We start from the raw sequence: 19819 nt of genomic DNA, 5'->3' as shown, positions 1-19819 counted from the left end.
AGGGGCATAAGTATACATCATACCCCTTTTTAACGTTAGATAAAAACTAATTGATGGTTACCCGGGCAAACTTACGCTTACCCACCTGAAATACAAATGTCCCGGCATCCGGAACCCATTTTGTATCTTCAATCTTATCACCATCAACCTTTGCAGCCCCCTGACGGATCATTCTCATTGCATCAGAAGTAGAATTGACGAGGCCGGAGTCTTTCAATAAATTGCCGATAGCAATACCGGCATCGAAAGAGAATTCTGGCATTTCATCCGGAAGCGCACCTTTCTGGAAACGATTAATGAACTCCTGCTCTGCTGCATTTGCGGCATCTTCCGAATGGAAACGAGCAATAATCTCTTTGGCCAGTAAAATCTTCACATCTCTTGGATTTCGTCCACCAGCAACCTCTTCTTTCAATTGCTCTATCTCAGATATCGGTCTGAAAGACAGCAAATCGTAGTATGACCACATCAGATCATCAGAGATTGACATAATTTTTCCAAACATTTCACCTGGAGCTTCACAGATACCAATGTAATTATGTGCTGACTTAGACATTTTCTTTTCACCGTCCAAACCAACCAGCAGAGGCATCATCAGAACAACCTGTTGCTTTTGACCATGAGACTTCTGAAGTTCACGGCCCATCAGCAGATTAAATTTCTGATCCGTACCGCCCAGTTCAACATCAGTTTCCATTGCCACGGAATCGTATCCCTGAAGCAAAGGATACATGAATTCATGGATTGCAATGGGCTGACCATTTGAATAGCGCTTCTTAAAGTCATCACGCTCGAGCATACGGGCCACGGTCTGACTTGAAGCCAGGCGGATCATGCCCTCAGCACCTAATTCAGACAACCACTCTGAGTTAAACTGAATTTTTGTTTTTTCCGGATCTAAAATTTTAAAGATCTGTTCTTTGTATGTTTCAGCATTTCTCAGTACATCTTCCCGTGTCAGAGGTGGACGTGTCGTATTTTTACCTGTCGGATCACCCACCATACCGGTAAAGTCACCAACCAGGAATGTCACCTCATGCCCAAGCTCCTGAAATGTACGTAATTTATTTAAAATCACTGTATGCCCCAGGTGGATATCAGGAGCCGTTGGATCTGCGCCCAGTTTAATACGTAAAGGACGGCCTTCTTTTAATTTTTCTATAAGCTCCGCTTCAGGGATCAGCTCCTCAACGCCCCGCTTAATTTCAGCGAGTGCTGTGTCAATACTTGCCATTCTCGATTACTCCCACAGATTTGGCATAAAATTAATATTCAGACATATTACTTGAATAGCGATGCTTTTTGAAACCAGTTAAACTACGATTCTTATATTTTTTATCGCTAGTGAATGAAACGAATAAATCCTATGTTATCTATTTTTGCCCGTCTTCCACGGGTACATCAAATATTGATTGGATTCTTTGCTCTGCTGACGTTAGTCAGTGTTTTTTTACCAAATGCAAAAACATTGACAAAAAATGAAAATCAGCTGGAAATCGGACGTCACTATCCGGTTCCGATCAACCCGGAAGTTTTGGATTCATTGTCTGAAGTTTCCCTACAGCCTCATATTCACTGGAAAACCTATCAGGTAAAATCAGGGGAAAGTGCTGCCAGATTGTTTCAACGTATCGGCCTGACTTCTAAGCTTTTGTATCAACTGACCAGTAGTAATAAAGATATTCACTATCAGTTAACACATCTCAAACCCGGAGATAAGCTTCACTTTGGCTTCGATCAAAAAAATCAGTTAATCCGGCTCAAACGTTCATTGACTGCCTATAAAACATTTGAGATTACGAAAAAGGATAAAGGGTTTACGTCCGGATTCGATACAAAAGAAATCCACTATCAATACAACTATGCAGAAGCGCAGATTACATCAAACTTCTGGAATGCAGCCATTTCTGCCGGGCTGACTCCAAATCAAATCATGCAACTTGCAGGTATATTTGGCTGGGATATCGATTTTGCATTAGATATCCGTAAAGGAGATCACTTTGCATTACTTTACCAGGATGAAATCGTTGAAGGTGAGGTGATTGGGCATGGAAACATCATTGCTGCGACTTTTACCAATCAGGGAGATACTTTTAAGGCGATCTTCGACGATAAATCCGGCAATTATTATGATGCCAGCGGCCGGGCTATGAAAAAAGCATTCCTGCGTTCGCCGCTTGACTTCAGGCGGGTTTCATCCAACTTTAATCCGCGACGACTTCACCCCGTGACAGGCAGAGTCAGACCTCACCGGGGAACCGATTATGTCGCCCCGGTTGGCACACCAATCTGGGCTGCTGGTGATGGCATTGTCATCAAATCCAGCTATAACAAATTTAATGGGAACTATGTTTTTATCAAACATAGCAATACCTATATTACGAAATATCTTCATTTAAAGCGCCGGAAGGTAAAAACGGGACAAAGAGTCAAACAGGGGCAAACCATCGGTTACCTTGGAGGAACGGGGCGTGTCACCGGGCCACATTTACATTATGAATTTCTTGTCCACGGAGTTCACAAGAATCCCAGGACCGTTAAACTTCCTCAATCCAAATCTCTTAGTGGTAATCCAAAAAGAACGTTTATTGCTAATGCAAAAATACGATTGCAAAAACTCGAACATTTCAGTCACTTAATGTTTGCGAAACGGTAATTATCCTTCAGCCTCTGAGGCACAATGCTTCAGAGGGCTGACTCAACGAAGTGACCAAAATGGTTAAACGCTGAAAGAGGCACCACAACCACACGTTGTTGTTGCATTGGGGTTATTCACAAAAAAGCGGGAACCTTCAAGTCCTTCAGTATAATCAACTTCTCCCCCAATCAGATATTGTAAACTCATGGGGTCAACGACCAGTGTGACTCCCTCATTTTCAATCGTCGTATCCCCTTCATTGACAGTCTCATCAAATGTAAAACCATATTGAAAACCACTACATCCCCCCCCGGTGATATAAACACGTAACATTAATGCAGGATTTTCTTCCTCGGCAATCAGTGACTTAACTCGCTTTGCAGCAGCATCAGAAAATGTCAAGGGCACGTTTAACTCGCTCACAACGACCTCACTTCAGTTTTATTCAACTCTGTCTCAACAGAATTATTTTCATTCAGATATAAAGCTTCCGGCCTGATTATCTAATACCTGACCTGAGCGTTCAAGTATTCTTATCTGGTAACCTCGGGTTAAAGTACATATGCAACGCTCAGGCTTTGAGCAGGTCTCCTCATCAGTTAGAGAAATATGCTGCAGTCAATGGTCCGGACTGAGTTTTTTCTGCGGATTTATCATCTAACCAGGCCAGTTCAAGACATTGCGACTGCCAGATGTAATCAATCCTTGCGTCATTAATGTATAAATTTTTTGAAATGATAAAAAAATGTTTTCCTTCTTATATTGAAGAGTACAATGCATACAAAATTGAGCCGAATGATAAAAAAGGTTACCTCATGAGCAAATCATCCGATTTATACAACAGAGCACAAATTAAAATTCCGGGAGGTGTGAACTCTCCTGTCAGAGCTTTTAACGGTGTTGGCGGCTCGCCCGTTTTTATCGATCGGGCTGATGGCCCTTTAGTTTTTGATGTGGATGGTAAAGCTTATATCGATTATGTTGGTTCATGGGGGCCAATGATTTTAGGTCATAATCATGCAGCAATCCGTGAAAGTGTGATTGATGCGGTGCAGCGGGGTCTCAGCTTTGGTGCACCAACTGCTCAGGAAATAGCCATAGCAGAGCTCGTCTCTCAGCTTGTCCCATCGATGGAACAATTACGGATGGTGAACTCAGGTACAGAGGCAACCATGAGTGCTATCAGACTTGCCCGTGGGTATACGGGCCGTAACAAAATCATTAAATTTGAAGGTTGTTATCACGGACATGCAGATAGTTTGCTGGTCAAAGCCGGCTCCGGAGCTCTGACATTAGGCCAGCCCAGCTCCCCGGGAGTTCCTGATGATTTTGCAAAACATACACTGACAGCCCGCTTCAACGATCTGGACTCCGTTCGGGCCTTACTTGAAGCAAATAAAGATGAAGTTGCCTGTATCATTGTTGAACCTGTCGCAGGTAATATGAATTGTATTCCCCCGGTCGATGGCTTCCTTGACGGTTTAAGAGAACTGTGTGATCAGGAAAAAGCGCTGTTAATTTTTGATGAAGTGATGACAGGTTTCAGAGTCGCACTTGGCGGGGCTCAGGCTTACTATCATGTCACCCCAGACCTGACAACATTGGGTAAAATCATTGGTGGAGGAATGCCTGTTGGTGCATTTGGTGGCCGAAAAGAGATTATGCAGGCAATTGCTCCAACAGGGCCGGTTTATCAGGCGGGGACACTCTCAGGCAACCCTGTTGCGATGGCAGCCGGCTATACATGCCTTAAATTACTGATGGAAGAAGGCAATGAACAACGCCTGGCTAAAAAAACCAAAAGACTTGCTGACGGAATGAAACAGCTTGCCAGCGATTATCACATTCCTCTTTTAGTCCATCAGGTTGGCGGCATGTTTGGTTTCTTCTTTACTGATCAGGATAAAATCGCCTGCTATGAAGATGTTGTCAAATGTGATGTTGAACGCTTCAAGCGCTTTTTCCATCTGATGCTTCAACATGGTGTTTACCTCGCGCCTTCAGCTTATGAAGCTGGCTTCGTGTCACTTGCACATTCCTCTAAAGAAATAGAAGCAACTCTGGAAGCTGTTGAACGCTGTTTTGCCATCATGGCCTCTGAGTCCTGATCCCTATAGGTTTCTGTACTAAAGGATACTCTGACCGTTGTACCAGAGTATCCTTCAGAAAAATACGACCCAGGGTCTGTTGACCCTATTGCCAGTTGAAAAAAATCACTGCTGCAAATAAAACCAATGCCCCCAGAACAACCCACTTACGCAGAGAAACTTTTCCGGAAACACCATCACAACATTTATCCTGATTACAACACCCCATACCTGCCCCCATTGATAACTGAAAGAAGAGCAGTCATTATATACATATAACAAGTTACCTGAAATAAGCTTACTCACGTGTCAGATAAAACCAAGATATCATCCAGTCACCGGGTTATAATTAGTGCTTTGCTGGTTGCGGCTGCAGCCTGCTATTTTTTAATTGAGCCTTATATAAACTCTATTATTCTCGCCTTTATTATCTCTTTACTCGTTTTTCCTGTGCATGAAAGAATTGAGTCAAAAATTACTTCCAGCAAGAATATCGCCTCACTACTTTCATGCATTACACTGACTTTTATTATCGTTATTCCGCTTTTATTTGTATTTGGCGCGATTATTGATCAGGGACTCAAGTTCTCACAAAACCTTTATCAGTGGGGAAGTCATGGTGGCATTCAGGAAATACTGAACCATCCATGGGTACTCAGTTTACTGAAGTTCGTCAATTCCTACCTGCCGTTTGATAAGATTGAACCGGCACAGGTTGCGCAAAAAATTGCGCAATTAGCCAGTCAGTTTGGAGCTCAGATTGTCGGAATCAGTGCCAAGATGCTTGGTGATGCGACCGCCTTTATTATGAATTTCTTTCTGATGTTATTTGTGTTGTTTTTTCTGTTGCGTGATCATGAAAAAATTATCAAAACATTACGTCATGTCCTGCCTCTGAGCCGGACTCAGGAAGATAAGTTACTCACCGAAGTAGAAAAAGTATCTAAGTCAGCTGTAATGGGCTCATTCCTTACGGCACTGGCTCAGGGCACAGCTGGCGGCATTGGTATGTGGCTTGCTGGTTTTCCCGGGTTATTCTGGGGAACAATGATGGGCTTTACATCTTTCATCCCTGTCGTCGGCACTGCGTTGATATGGATTCCGGCAAGTATTTATTTACTTTTAACGGGTCAAACATACTGGGCCATTTTTCTGGCTGTATGGAGTATTGCCGTTGTCGGTTCGATAGACAATTTACTCCGGCCTTTCCTGATGCAGGGCAGTGCCGGCATGAATACCCTGATGATCTTTTTCTCGCTGCTGGGAGGTATTCACTTATTCGGACTGATGGGACTTTTGTATGGTCCGCTGATATTTGCCATCACTATTGTTCTTTTCAACATTTATGAAGAAGAATTCAAGTCCTTCCTTGACCAGCAGGACAATAGCTAGAGCTTGTTTATCTTTCGCGTAAAAACACAGCTTCAAGCGAGGCGCTGATTGTGAGAAAATCACGCCTCATTACGGATAACCAAAAGCAAACTATGTCGAATTACAGCGCCCCAAGCCAGATAACTGAGCGTCAGCAAGCCTATTTTAAAGATAAGCATGTCCTTATCGCCGGAGAACTCGAAGATAACTATCCCGTTGCCCTTTCATCTGTATGTAAATCCGTCGCAGTATTTACAACACATTATGGGTATTACCTTCAGTCAGAAAAATATAAAGAAGTTAATACTTACTATGGTGCTGAGTTAGACGACAATATCAAAGCTGACATCGTACTGCTTTACTGGCCTAAAGCAAAACAGGAAGCCGGTTACCTGCTGGCAATGCTTATGTCTAAATTAGGGACAGGCACAGAAATTGTGGTTGTGGGTGAAAACCGCTCTGGTGTAAAAAGTATAGAAAAAATGTTTGAGCCATACGGCAGAATTCATAAGTATGATTCAGCCCGTCGCTGCTCTTTTTATTGGGGAGAATGTTGCCAAACGCCACAAATATTTGACCTGCAGAAGTGGTTCAAGACTTACCAGATAAACGTAGGTAATCAGCCTGTTACGATCAAAAGCCTTCCTGGTGTCTTTAGCCACGGCCGTCTGGATGACGGCAGTAAATTACTTCTGGAGACGCTGAAAGAACCTCGGGGAAAAGTACTGGATTTCGGGTGTGGCGCCGGTGTCATTGGGGTTGTGGCCGCCAGTCAAAACTCCGGAATCCGTCTTTCTATGTGTGATGTCAGTGCATTAGCGATTGAATCTGCAAAAGCAACGCTGGCAGCAAATGGTCTGGATGGTGAAGTATTTCCCTCAGATGTTTATTCTGATATCCATGAGAAATATGATTATATTATCAGCAACCCACCGTTTCATTCAGGTCTGGAGACGAACTATCATGCAGCAGAGTCGCTTCTTTCCCGGGCTCCTGAATATTTAAATCAGCATGGTCAACTCGTCATTGTTGCCAATAGTTTCTTAAAGTATTCGCCATTGATCGAACAAGCATTCGGTCAATGTCAAACATTAGCGAAAAATTCCCGGTTTGCTATCTATCAGGCTCAACAGAAGTAATACCATATATGGAAAATAAACTGATCATCTGATGTGTCTGATGGAGCAAATAGACAAGAGCATGGGATGCCTTTTTTAAGCGCCTTTCTTATCAATAAAAAGGGGATGGCTTGAGCGGTTTGCGGAACCAGATATATCCAGATCAGAAAATGACTTAGCATGGTATAATCTGTTCGCCATCAAATAAAAAAACCTGCATTTCGCAGGTTTTTTTATTACGGAAGTACTGAGAATTTTATTTAACGGTAACAAACTCAGGATAAGCACCAACACCACAATCGTGCATGTCCATCCCTTCCATCTCTTCTTCTTCTGTCACACGGATACCCATAGTTGCTTTCAGAATACCCCATACGATCAGACTGGTAGCAAAAACCCAGACGAAGATAACAACGGCACCGAGCAGCTGTGAACCAAATGACGCGTCACCATTACTTACAGGAACAACCAACAGGCCAAATAATCCACAAACACCGTGAACAGAAATAGCACCCACAGGATCATCAACCTTAATTTTATCCAGTGCAATAATTGAGAAGACCACTAATACACCAGCGACTGCACCGATAATGACTGAATAAACAGGTGACGGTGATAACGGATCTGCAGTGATTGCAACCAGACCTGCTAACGCACCATTCAGAACCATCGTTAAATCAGCTTTACCCCAGGTCGTTTTACACACCATCAGTGCTGCAAGTGCACCCGCAGCTGCTGCCGCATTCGTATTCAGGAAGATTTTACCAACAGCAGTGGCATTCTCAAAATCAGATACCATCAGCTGTGAACCACCGTTGAATCCAAACCAGCCGAACCACAGAATGAAAGTCCCTAAAGTGGCTAAAGGCATGTTTGATCCAGGAATCGGATATATCTCACCATTCTTTCCATATTTACCTTTACGGGCACCAAGCAGTAATACACCGGCTAATGCAGCCGCAGCACCGGCCATATGAACGATACCAGAACCGGCAAAGTCACTGAATCCTGCTGCTGACAAGAATCCACCACCCCAGGTCCAATAACCCTCAACAGGATAAATCACGCCAGTCAGAATTACAGAGAAAACAAGGAAAGCCCACAATTTCATTCGTTCAGCAACAGCACCGGAAACAACAGACATCGATGTTGCGACAAATACGACCTGGAAGAAGAAATCCGACTCCAGAGAGTGATCAGCACCTTCCGCCTGTGTACCAATTAAAGCGCCCAGAGAAGGAAGCCATCCACCTTCACTGTTATCAACATACATAATGTTATAACCGATAAGCAGATACATAGTGCAGGCAATCGCATAAAGTACAAAGTTCTTTGTCAGTATCTCTGTTGTATTCTTTGACCGAACCAATCCTGATTCCAGCATCGCGAAACCAGCAGCCATCCACATAACAAGTGCGCCAGAAACGAGAAAGAAAAAGGTGTCAAGCGCGTAACGTAACTCAGTTACTGTTACTGATAATTCCATAATAGTTTCTCCATCCTTAGAATCTTTTTAAAGTGCTTCAGAATCAGCTTCACCAGTACGAATACGTACAGCATGGCTCAGGTCATAAACAAATATTTTACCGTCACCAATTTTTCCTGTATGTGCAGCTTTGATAATTGCTTCAACTACCCGGTCAACATTTTCTTTCTGTGTCGCGATTTCCAGTTTTACTTTCGGCAGGAAATCAACCTGATACTCCGCACCGCGATACAGTTCAGTATGACCTTTCTGACGACCAAACCCTTTTACTTCTGATACGGTCATCCCTTCGATTCCTACATCAGATAATGCCTCACGGACATCATCCAGTTTAAAAGGTTTAATAATTGCGTTAATAAGTTTCATGGCATCCCCTCTAGAGCTGTACTCTTGTGCTAGTAAATCCAAGGTACGTGCCAAGTTATTAACTTATTGATTTATCTATATATAGATCATTTAAAATTCGTAATAAAAAACAAAGCGCACCATATGGGTGCGCTTAATTCACAAAAATAATGCATCTTTTTAACAGTTTTCACCACCCTTGTGCAAATCAGTGATTAGTAAAATCTGCCCATTGCCGGATAAGCCGTTCGAAATCGTCAATACCACAGCATCCGCAACTTTCGCTTTCGTAAAGGGGAAACTCTTCTTCATTGAGGGTCGCATCTGCTGTACTAAGCAAAACATTATCCTGCACTATCACTTCATCACCACAAATAATGACTGAGATTTCTTTGCCAGTGAAACAGTGTTCCCGATCATAGTGTTTCTTCGCCAGCTCTATCACCTGAAGTACCTGCATGATCCGTATTTTTTCTGCACCAATTTCTTCTTGCAGCCAGCGCCCGACAATCTCATGCCCCATAGAACACTGACAGTAATACTGCCCATCCAGTGAATTTTTCTTAAATTCATAATCCATTGCTACGTACCGGAAACTCACATCAATCGGGCCATTATCTCTGTTTCAAATTACAGAGCAATAAATAAAAACCCCCAACCATTGATGTCCAACGATTGGGGGAATTTTTACTGAACGCTGTGGTTGATATTCACCAGCGACTCACAGATTTAAATACGATTTAAGCAGGTTCCTGAAAAATGACAGAATCGGCTTTTTGAGTATATTGCTCCATGCGGTGGAAATTCAGATACCGGTATGTATCTGCTGCCGTTGCATCAATCTGTTTCGCGTACTCCAGATATTCATCCAGCGCAGGAATGCGCCCCAGAATCGCACCAACTGCTGAAAGCTCTGCAGAAGCCAGATAAACGTTCGCCCCTGTTCCCAACCGGTTCGGGAAGTTACGGGTTGACGTTGACATGACGGTTGATTCATCAGCAACACGCGCCTGGTTCCCCATACACAGCGAACATCCCGGCGTTTCAATTCTGACTCCGGCACGACCGAAAATACCGTAATACCCTTCTTCCGTCAGTTGATCCTTATCCATCTTCGTTGGCGGTGCGATCCAAAGCCGTGTATTCAGCTGGCCATTAAATTTATCCAGCAGTTTACCCGCAGCTCTGAAGTGTCCGATATTTGTCATACATGACCCAATGAACACCTCATCAATAGCTGTCCCCTGAACTTCGGAAAGTAAACGGGCATCATCAGGATCATTCGGAGCACATAAAATCGGCTCTTTAATCTCAGCCAAATCAATTTCAATGACATGCGCGTATTCAGCATCTTTGTCAGCTTCCATCAACTGAGGATCAGACAACCATGCTTCCATCGCTTTAATCCTGCGCTCAATGGTACGTCGATCACCATATCCCTCAGAAAGCATCCATTTCAGCATCACGATGTTTGAATTCAGATACTCTTCTATAGATTCCCGGGACAACTTCACGGTACAACCGGCAGCACTTCTCTCAGCAGACGCATCAGATAATTCAAAAGCCTGCTCCACTGTCAGGTGTTCGACACCCTCAATTTCAAGAATACGACCAGAGAATTCATTAATCTTTCCAGCTTTTTCAACCGTCAGCAGCCCTTGTTTAATTCCGTAATACGGAATCGCATGGACCAGATCCCGCAGAGTAATACCGGGTTGCATTTCTCCCTTAAAGCGGACCAGAACAGATTCAGGCATATCAAGAGGCATCACCCCCGTTGCCGCCGCAAAAGCGACCAGACCAGAACCTGCCGGGAAAGAAATACCCAGAGGGAAACGGGTATGAGAATCCCCGCCTGTTCCGACTGTATCCGGCAACAACATCCGGTTCAGCCATGAGTGAATGACCCCATCCCCCGGACGCAGAGAAACACCGCCACGATTCATAATGAAATCTGGTAATGTGTGGTGCGTCTGTACATCTACAGGTTTTGGATAAGCAGAAGTGTGGCAGAATGATTGCATGACCAAATCAGCAGAGAAGCCCAGACATGCCAAATCTTTGAGTTCATCTCTTGTCATTGGCCCTGTCGTATCCTGCGACCCGACCGTTGTCATTTTCGGCTCACAATAAGTGCCGGGACGAATCCCCTCAACACCACAGGCTTTACCAACCATCTTCTGAGCCAGAGAATAACCTTTATCACTGTCAGCAACAGGAACAGGGCGCCGGAACACGTCTGATGGCTCAAGGTCCAGAGATTGACGGGCTTTATCAGTCAAACCACGCCCTATAATCAGTGGAATTCGCCCTCCGGCACGAACTTCATCAATTAAGACATCCGTTTTTAAACCGAATTCAGCAAGGACTTCATCAGTGTCATGACGACACACTTTACCTTCATAAGGGTAAACATCAATCACATCCCCCATATTCAACCCGGAGACATCAACTTCAATGGGTAAAGCACCCGCATCTTCCATGGTATTAAAGAAGATTGGCGCAATTTTACCACCAAGCACATAACCACCGGCGCGCTTATTCGGCACGCAAGGAATGTCATCTCCCATGAACCATAATACTGAGTTTGTAGCAGATTTACGGGAAGAGCCTGTACCAACAACATCCCCAACATAAGCCAGCGGAAACCCTTTTTTCTGAAGCGCTTCAATCTGCTTAATCGGACCGATCTGACCCGGTTCATCAGGTACAATACCTTCCCGCTGGTTTTTCAGCATCGCAAGCGCGTGCACGGGAATATCAGGACGAGACCAAGCATCCGGCGCAGGGGATAAATCATCGGTATTTGTCTCACCGACGACTTTAAAAACTGTCAGTGTGATTTTTTCTGCGAGTTGTGGTTTCGATAAAAACCACTCGGCATCTGCCCAGGACTGTAAAACCTTGCGGGCATGTTCATTGCCATTTTTAGCTTTTTCTTCTACGTCATAAAAAGCATCAAACATCAACAACGTATGCGATAGTGCACTGACAGCGGTTGTTGCCAGTACTTCGTCATCAAGGAAAGAAACCAATGGCTCAATATTATATCCACCTTGCATTGTACCAAGCAGCTCTGCAGCTTTTACCCGGTCAATTAAAGGTGATTCAACTTCTCCTTTAGCAACTGCGGCCAGAAAACCGGCTTTGACATAAGCGGCTTCATCAACACCTGGCGGGATACGATTCTCAAGAAGATCCAGAATGAAAGATTCTTCACCTTTGGGTGGTGACTTCAGTAATTCGATCAAACCAGATACTTGTTCTGCGTTCAGTGGTTTTGCAACAACCCCTTCAGCAGCACGCTCTTCGACGTGTTTACGATAGGCTTCAAGCACGACTTTTTCCTCTCATTGCGGTTCACTCACGTTATTATAAAAATATGAGTAAACATCCTTGGAAACCTGGCGCACTACGACTGATACAGACTTAAAAAATCTCAGACGCAGAGGCCAAACTATTGAGGAAGCATAGCAAACTTACACATAAATGGGAATGTACACCATTTGAACTAACCAGCAACTTACAGCTAAAGTTTTCTTAATATATACACTTAATTGCAACAATATTTTTCCATTTGCCTCTTTTTTCATACAGTCAGAAAGAGTGACCTACCGAAAAATAAACGGAATCAAAGTTATGCTCTGTTCTTCCATATCCCAGCATCACCGGCCCAAATGGAGAATCTATTCCAGCGAATACAGAGCCAGCTGCATACAGAGGAGCATTATGATAATCAAGAGATGGATCCGACCAGACGCCACCGTATTCAAAAGAGCCGCCGATATAAACGGGCGCGGTAAACAGCCCAAAGTTATTATCAAACCAGCGATATCGGTAAATGAGGCTGGCAAATGCTTTATTCTGTCCAATCAGACTGTCTTTAGGAATACCGGACAAATGAAGCAAGCCACCGATAGTCTTTGGGTCAATAGGGACAATCGATTTCTGGCTTTGGACTTTCCCGTATTCAAAATTACCGACCAGCGTATGCCGCCCTGATGTTGTCGCTCCCAGTACCCGCAATGAATACTCATACACAACATCTTCATAACTGCTGGCCAGCGGACCGTCATGATTATCCATCTCGTCATTACTAAGATAATAATCAAAGTTGATAAATAAGCCATGGCTGGGCAGCGCAAAATCATCCAGCGTATCAAGTCTGTAGCGGCCAAAAATCCCAAGACGTTTCAAATCGACTGTACCGGCAAAAGACAGAGTCGACATCCGGGCTTTGCCGTATTTATACCGGATACCAAATTTGAACTCATCCCACAACCGGTAACGATAACCAACAGCTGCTTCTGTACCTAAAGTCAGATATGTCACTGGCAGATAATTTTTCGTGGCTGTCAGATCAATGTTTTCATATCCAAAATAAGGGACATTTCTGACTTCCTTTGAATAGTCCAGTGTCACTGTCGAAAATATATTTTGCGTCTCCGTGACCGGCAGATAATATTCCGCCAGAAGCTTTCGATCCGTCCCCATCTCCAGATCCAGCCTGAGTTCACTCCCTTTAGAATCCAATGCAGTAAAATTGCTTGATATGCCTGCCGAATATTGACTTCTGGTATTAAAGTCATCTTCCAGCGCAAAATGGAAATGCACATAGTTAGGGCCCCACGACTTCTCTCTGACAGAGACAAGCAGAAACGTTTTCCCCTGACGTTTCTCAACCTGATAATGAATCAGTTCAAACCGGTCAAAGGCATATAAATTCTTGATTCTGTCTTCAATCGATTCTTCTGTCATTCCCTGACCCGGAGCAATTTTCAATAATGCCTTCAGGACATCATCACTGTAATGGGTCTGATTATCTATACGAATCTGGTCAAATATCCATAGTTTTTCATGCTTAAGCGCTTTGGTTCGCAGCCTTTTTTTCCCCAGATAATGCTGATAGTCAGCTTCAGATAAAGATAAATGCCTGAATTCAGCCCGGTGTGACATCACAGCATCATATCCTTTCTGATAAGCTTCATCCATGCGGTCAAATTCGCCAGTCTCCATGCCACCAACATCAGGCCGAAGATAAATGTCTTTGCCGGATAACTGATTCGCCTGCCTTTGGGTACTCTGACGCACCAGATAATTTGATAACTGATCCGCAACGGTCAGAAAATCTGTAAAGTCTTTCTCTTTTTTATAATCCGTACTGATGTCAATTGCGATCACAACATCAGCCCCCATTTGACGGGCGACATCAACGGGTAAATTATCAGTTATTCCCCCATCAACCAGTAATTCATCTCCGATTTTATATGGTGGTAACACACCAGGAACCGACATGCTGGCCATCATGGCATCCACCAGATATCCGTGATCCAGTACAACGGGTTTCAACGTTACAATATTAGTCGCAACGGATCGGTAAGGTATCGCAAGTTGATCGAAAGATGATAACTGAGGAATGCCGCCGGCTGAGTGCCGGAGAATCCGTAGCATATTCTGCCCCTGAACCATACCTTTGGGCACCCGCACCTCAATCCAGCGAATGCCTAAGTCAGTATTGATGTGATACCGATCTTCAAATTCTTTGTCCCGGACCCGGCGATAACTTCGATCAACCCGGTCCTTGTAGCCATCGGTCCAGTTAATACTATTGACCATCTCTTTAACCTGACTGGCTGACATGCCTGTCGCATAAAGGCCGCCGACATAGGCTCCCATACTTGTCCCTGTAACAAGATCCACCGGAACCTGAAGCTCCTCAAGTGCTTTGAGTACCCCGATATGAGCGGCACCTTTTGCGCCGCCTCCGGCAAGAACCAACGCAATTTCAGGTCGTTGATATGATGTAAGATTTGTTTCAGCCCACGACAGATGAATCAAACCAGTTAACACCACTATGAATACAAATAAATACTTCATCCAACCCTCATTCAGGTGGCTGCCAGTTGAAAACCAGTTACCATTCAAAAATTTTCCTGAGCCAATGTAAAGGCTTATCTCGCTTACACTGCTCTTTTATGCGATTACCCACATCCCAGACAGGAAACTTCAAAGGTTCTTCACATGCCAGTTTTAAAGTGCCGTCTCGTTGTTTATCAAAACCAATCATTGTGATTCCCTTTGGCCATGGCAGTGTCAGCTTCTCTGGTCCCCGTCTTTCCAGATACGCCGCATAAACTCTTAATGCACCACTGGCCCCGGTCAAGCCTGTTGGTTTATTATCATCGCGGCCAACCCAGACTGTCGTCACCTCACGCCCATCGATACCGACAAACCAGCTATCCCGTAAATCATTACTGGTACCGGTTTTCCCTGCCAGAGCAGCCCATGAAAATCTGGAATTCAGATAACGTCCTGTCCCTTCCATCACTCCTTTTTTCATCGCATAAGTTGTCAGCCATGCGGCTTGCTGACTGACGGCTTGCTTACTTTTCGGTATCGATTGATACAAAACATTGCCATCCAGGTCAATCACAGAGCGCAACGCAGACAGCGGTGATTTTTTCCCTGAATTTGTGAGGGTCTGATACATTTGTGCCACCTGAATCGGTGACAGGGAAAAAGCCCCCAGAAACATAGAAGGTAAAGGACGGATTTCATTTTCATCGATGCCCAGATGAACCAAAGTCCGGCTGACAGACTGAATACCCAGTTTCATCCCCAAACGAACCGTCGGAATATTAATCGACTTTGCCAAAGCCAGGTAAAGCGGCACTTCACCCCGGAATTTTCTATCGAAATTTTGCGGTGTCCAGATATCCCCTTTAGCTGACTTGAGTGAAAGGGGCTCATCTTTCAGAGCCGTCGTCAGATTATATTCCTGAGGATCAGACAATGCGGTCAGATAGACAGCGGGCTTGACCAAAGAGCCAATCTGCCGGCTGGCATTCAAAACCCGGTTAAAACCGTCATAACCCGCTCTTTTACCGCCAACCATCGCCCGGATTTCCCCACTGTGACGATCAACCGCAATCGCAGCTGATTCCAGTTTTTTATTGCCAAGCCGGGCAAGAGAAATCCGGACTGCATTTTCCAGCTCTTGCTGAGAAACCGGATCGAGCGTCGTAAACACTTTTAATCCTTTATCAGCCTGATATAAATCACCAATTTTATGTTTCAATTCAATCGATAGCTGCTGAAAATAAGCGGGCTGCCTTCTCGCTATATGTGGATATTTCTGAAGATCTAATGGCCGGACGACCGCTTGTGCGTATTGTTTCGCCGTCAAAATATCTTGTTGCATCATCAGCTTCAGAACTAAATCCCGGCGGGTCCGGGCCCGTTTGGGAAAACGAACCGGATTATAATAAGATGCGCCCTTGACCATACCGACCAGTAAGGCCAGTTGATCAATTCTCAGCTCCTGCAAAGGCTGACCAAAATATAACCGCGAAGCCAAACCAAATCCATGTACCTCTTCAGCACCATTTTGCCCCAGATAAACCTCGTTCAGATAAGCTTCCAGGATCCGGTCTTTGCTGAAACGGTAATCAATAATCAGCGCCATATAAGCTTCCTGAAGCTTTCGCCACAAAGTCCGCTTATTGGTAAGAAAAATGTTCTTAACCAGTTGTTGGGTTAAAGTACTGCCCCCCTGCACAGTTCTTCCGGCTTTTACATTGGCAACCAAGGCCCGCAAAATCGCGAAAGGTGCAATGCCATCATGCTGATAGAAGTGTCTGTCTTCTGTCGCTAACAATGCATCCACCATCACCTCCGGAAATTCCTCACGGCGCAAAAACAGCCGTTGTTCCGGAGTGTTTTTCTCGAGCATACCCAACATTTTGGGCTCTATCCGTAAGAAGCCCAAATCTTTCTTCATGTCCATTGAATATATCCGGCTCAGCTGATCACCGTTAAAAAACAACATCACATGACGCTCAGGTTCCGCTCCATCAGTAAATTCAAACGGACGACGAATCACTTCAATTTTTGATGAAGAAGCCGAATATTCTCCGGCAAACCGGGGACGAGCCACTTTCCGGTAATTCAACACATCCAGCTCATGCCGGATATCCTGCAAACTCACCTGATCACCCGGAGACAAATTCAAAATCCGGGCATATACAATTGTCGGTAAATCGTAAGGCTGACTTTCAAAACGTTTAGAAATCACACTATTGAGGTAGAAGCCATAAAAAATCACAACCGTCGCAACAGTCAGCCCGAATTTCCATCCGAATTTCCAGAACTTCTTCATCCATCCGGATTGTTTATTCCCCTTCGGTTTTCCAGATGATGCCGGTGATTTTTTTTTATCAGTCGAAGTCGTTTTTTTCTTTGTCATTGATTTAATTGTCGTTTAGTCTTGGTGGTTGCAATATGACTGGCAGGGTCTTCAGGCCAGATATGCTTCGGATAACGCCCTTTCATTTCTTTTCTGACTTCAGCATATGAACCCTGCCAAAATGCGGCTAAATCCTGAGTAATCTGCACCGGACGTTGCGCCGGTGATAATAATTCCAGTACCAGTCGTTTTTTTCCTTTCGCTATCACCGGCGTCTCTTTCTCACCATACATTTCCTGAATTCGGACCGACAGAACCGGCGCCTTGCCTGACTGATAACGAATTTTCTTACGTTGCCCGGTCGGTAACTGATGGTAAACAGGTAACCATCGGTCCAGAGACTGAGTCAATTCCCAACCAAGACGGGATTTGAGGGCATCAAGCAAGGGGACTTTTTTTAATCCTTTCACAGAACTGATACCATTCAAATATGGCGACAACCAGTCCCGGACTTCACTTAAAAGGCATTCATCGTCCATATCCGGCCATGCCTCCTCAGGTAACCATGCTGCAGCACAACGAACTCTGGATAACCAGGCGGTGGCTTCCTCATTCCACTGTAATACCTGTAACCCTTTGCGGCGAACATAATTGAGTAAGGCTTGTGTCATTTCTTTTGCATCAGGCTCAGGAAGGGCTTCGGTTTTGATAATCAGCTTACCGACTGACCAGCGCGACTGGGCAATGAGCTTACCTTTAACATCATCCCAGTCAACATAATCTTCCTGGCATATCATTTCAGGAAACAACACAGCAAACATACCGATATCAAAACGGGCCGCTTTTCTTATCTGGCTGTTCCCGGCTGCGTATTTCATCAGGTCTGTCATCACCAGATAATCTGCGCCTGCAAGTGATTCCTCTTCCGGTAAAACAGCGCCGTGACCGGAAGCCAGCAAATAGTGACCATTCTCATTGCCCTGACGCTGCTGAGCGATTCTGTCCGGAAATGCCAAACCAAGTACGACGCCCAAAACCGGCTCTCTGATATCAGACAGAGAAAAAGAATGCCTGAGACGAGAACTCAGCTGTTGAGCCCTGTCATTCAAACGGGATTTTGCCGGATGGTGTCCTGATTGCCATTGATAACATAAGTATTCCAGACTGACAGGACCTGAAACCGATTCTTCAGCTAATACGGCACCAGCGATCGCTGTATTTAAAAACACACCGGGAGCGTACTCAGGATAAAATGGCCCGGTATTTAACGCCTGAACCTTCAGCAACATCGCAGCAAGCCGGATATCAACACCCAACTGCCATGCCTGCTGTCCCATCCCGGTCAGCATCAAGGTTTCATCCATCACACCAAGCTGTTGTAATAACCCCCGGCCCTGCGCCAACATCGCCTGTGGCGGCGGGGTCATCCATTTTAATATCTGTGTATTTCTCACCCCCCACAAAGCCAAATCGACTGCCAGCGCAGATAAATCTGTTCGCATGATTTCTGGCACAGTTAACTGAGGTTGCTGCTGTAATTGTGATTCGCTGTACAAACGGATACAAATACCTTCACTGACCCGTCCGGCACGGCCTGCACGCTGAATCGCTGAAGACTGAGATATCCGGCTCTGCTCCAGCCGGGTAACGCCTATCACAGGATCGAATCTCGCAATCCGCTCCAAACCACTGTCAATCACAATCCGGATCGATTCAATGGTTAGCGAGGTCTCCGCAATATTGGTCGCTAAAACAACTTTACGCCTTCCTTCTGGTGGCGGTTGAATCGCTTTTTGCTGCTGACTAAAATCCAGCTGTCCATACAACGGACAGACTTCAACGGACTCCGGAAGATTCTCAAGCTGTTGTATCACTTGTTTTATCATGCGTATTCCCGGCAGGAAAACCAGTACAGAGCCGTGTTCGTGCTGAATCACACGTTGAATTGTCCGGGAAACAACGCAAGCCATCAATTCATTTTGTCCGGGAGGTTCATACCGGTATTCAACCGGAAATGTTCTGCCTGCTGATTCAATAAAACGGGCATCCGGTAACACATGCTTTAAAGCATCAGGATCGAGCGTTGCAGACATCACCACTAACTTCAGATCTTCCCGGAGTGCATCCTGCACTTCAAGGCACAGTGTCAGTGCAACATCAGCGTGAAGGTTTCTTTCATGAAATTCATCAAACAGAATTAAAGAAATACCTGACAGTTCGGGATCACTTTGAATCATCCGGGTCAAGACACCTTCCGTCACGATTTCCAGCTTCGTCTGTGAAGAAACTCTGGACTCCCCACGAATCCGGTAACCCACACTTTTTCCGACATTTTCTCCCAGTTGGGATGAGACATACTGTGCGATATTCTTTGCAGCCAGCCGACGTGGCTCTAATAAAATGATCTTTCCGCTAATCAGACCTGATTTGAGCAGAAACAGAGGAAAAAATGTCGATTTTCCCGCTCCGGTCGCTGCTTTTAAAATCACCTGCGGCGACATTTGAATGGCAGATAATAATTCATCTATCACGGCTTCAACCGGCAACTGTGACAAAATAAATCCCTTATGCTTAAATGAAGGAAACTAT

The 19819-nt window shown here is 44.7% G+C and carries 14 protein-coding genes; 4 read left to right on the top strand and 10 right to left on the bottom strand.

The genetic code is table 11. From position 1 onward, the window contains the following. Positions 1-46: 46 nt before the first annotated feature. On the bottom strand, positions 47-1234 hold the full coding sequence (gene tyrS / locus OCV29_RS03895) for a tyrosine--tRNA ligase (protein ID WP_073603322.1): 1188 nt from the start codon (positions 1232-1234) through the stop codon (positions 47-49). Positions 1235-1366: 132 nt separating this feature from the next. On the opposite strand from tyrS, the gene OCV29_RS03890 reads away from it, so the two are divergent. Further along, a complete protein-coding gene (locus tag OCV29_RS03890) occupies positions 1367-2656 on the top strand; it encodes a peptidoglycan DD-metalloendopeptidase family protein (protein ID WP_073603323.1) in 1290 nt (429 codons plus the stop codon). A gap of 63 nt (positions 2657-2719) precedes the next feature. On the opposite strand, the gene erpA is transcribed toward OCV29_RS03890, so the two are convergent. Further along, entirely contained in the window at positions 2720-3061 is a 342-nt protein-coding gene (gene erpA, locus OCV29_RS03885; RefSeq protein ID WP_073603324.1) for an iron-sulfur cluster insertion protein ErpA, read from the bottom strand. A 392-nt stretch (positions 3062-3453) separates the two neighbouring features. On the opposite strand from erpA, the gene hemL reads away from it, so the two are divergent. After that, the gene (gene hemL / locus OCV29_RS03880) at positions 3454-4746 is read left to right on the top strand and encodes a glutamate-1-semialdehyde 2,1-aminomutase (protein ID WP_073603579.1); all 1293 of its coding nucleotides are present in this window, start codon (positions 3454-3456) and stop codon (positions 4744-4746) included. An 85-nt stretch (positions 4747-4831) separates the two neighbouring features. Here the strand turns inward: hemL and OCV29_RS03875 are convergent, their stop codons facing one another. After that, entirely contained in the window at positions 4832-4954 is a 123-nt protein-coding gene (locus OCV29_RS03875) for a hypothetical protein (RefSeq protein WP_261887367.1), read from the bottom strand. Positions 4955-5031: 77 nt separating this feature from the next. On the opposite strand from OCV29_RS03875, the gene OCV29_RS03870 reads away from it, so the two are divergent. Together OCV29_RS03870 and rsmC are read left to right on the top strand one after the other, a co-directional pair. Beyond that, positions 5032-6117 carry an AI-2E family transporter gene (locus OCV29_RS03870; RefSeq protein WP_073603325.1) on the top strand — a complete coding sequence of 362 codons (1086 nt, stop codon included), beginning with the start codon at positions 5032-5034 and terminating at the stop codon, positions 6115-6117. Between the two features lie 92 nt (positions 6118-6209). After that, a complete protein-coding gene (gene rsmC, locus OCV29_RS03865; RefSeq protein WP_073603326.1) occupies positions 6210-7235 on the top strand; it encodes a 16S rRNA (guanine(1207)-N(2))-methyltransferase RsmC in 1026 nt (341 codons plus the stop codon). Positions 7236-7470: 235 nt separating this feature from the next. On the opposite strand, the gene OCV29_RS03860 is transcribed toward rsmC, so the two are convergent. From OCV29_RS03860 to hrpB, 7 genes are all read right to left on the bottom strand, one after another. Beyond that, positions 7471-8700: an ammonium transporter gene (locus OCV29_RS03860; protein ID WP_073603327.1), complete on the bottom strand. Its 1230-nt coding sequence runs from the start codon at positions 8698-8700 to the stop codon at positions 7471-7473. A gap of 27 nt (positions 8701-8727) precedes the next feature. After that, complete coding sequence (gene glnK / locus OCV29_RS03855) at positions 8728-9066, bottom strand: P-II family nitrogen regulator (protein ID WP_073603328.1); 339 nt, start codon at positions 9064-9066, stop codon at positions 8728-8730. 187 nt (positions 9067-9253) lie between these two features. Further along, the gene (locus tag OCV29_RS03850; RefSeq protein WP_073603329.1) at positions 9254-9625 is read right to left on the bottom strand and encodes a YacL family protein; all 372 of its coding nucleotides are present in this window, start codon (positions 9623-9625) and stop codon (positions 9254-9256) included. Positions 9626-9785: 160 nt separating this feature from the next. After that, positions 9786-12383: a bifunctional aconitate hydratase 2/2-methylisocitrate dehydratase gene (gene acnB / locus OCV29_RS03845; RefSeq protein ID WP_073603330.1), complete on the bottom strand. Its 2598-nt coding sequence runs from the start codon at positions 12381-12383 to the stop codon at positions 9786-9788. Positions 12384-12642: 259 nt separating this feature from the next. After that, positions 12643-14922, bottom strand: coding sequence for a patatin-like phospholipase family protein (locus OCV29_RS03840; protein WP_073603580.1), 2280 nt, complete (start codon positions 14920-14922; stop codon positions 12643-12645). Between the two features lie 37 nt (positions 14923-14959). Then, a complete protein-coding gene (gene mrcB / locus OCV29_RS03835; RefSeq protein WP_073603331.1) occupies positions 14960-17290 on the bottom strand; it encodes a penicillin-binding protein 1B in 2331 nt (776 codons plus the stop codon). Then, a complete protein-coding gene (gene hrpB, locus OCV29_RS03830; RefSeq protein WP_073603332.1) occupies positions 17287-19785 on the bottom strand; it encodes an ATP-dependent helicase HrpB in 2499 nt (832 codons plus the stop codon). Before hrpB ends, mrcB begins: the two co-directional genes overlap by 4 nt. Between the last annotated feature and the right edge of the window lie 34 nt (positions 19786-19819).

Source organism: Vibrio aerogenes (assembly GCF_024346755.1).
GTDB lineage: Bacteria > Pseudomonadota > Gammaproteobacteria > Enterobacterales > Vibrionaceae > Vibrio > Vibrio aerogenes.
Note: the sequence above shows the minus strand (reverse complement) of the source record. Positions and strands in the feature narration are given on the sequence as shown.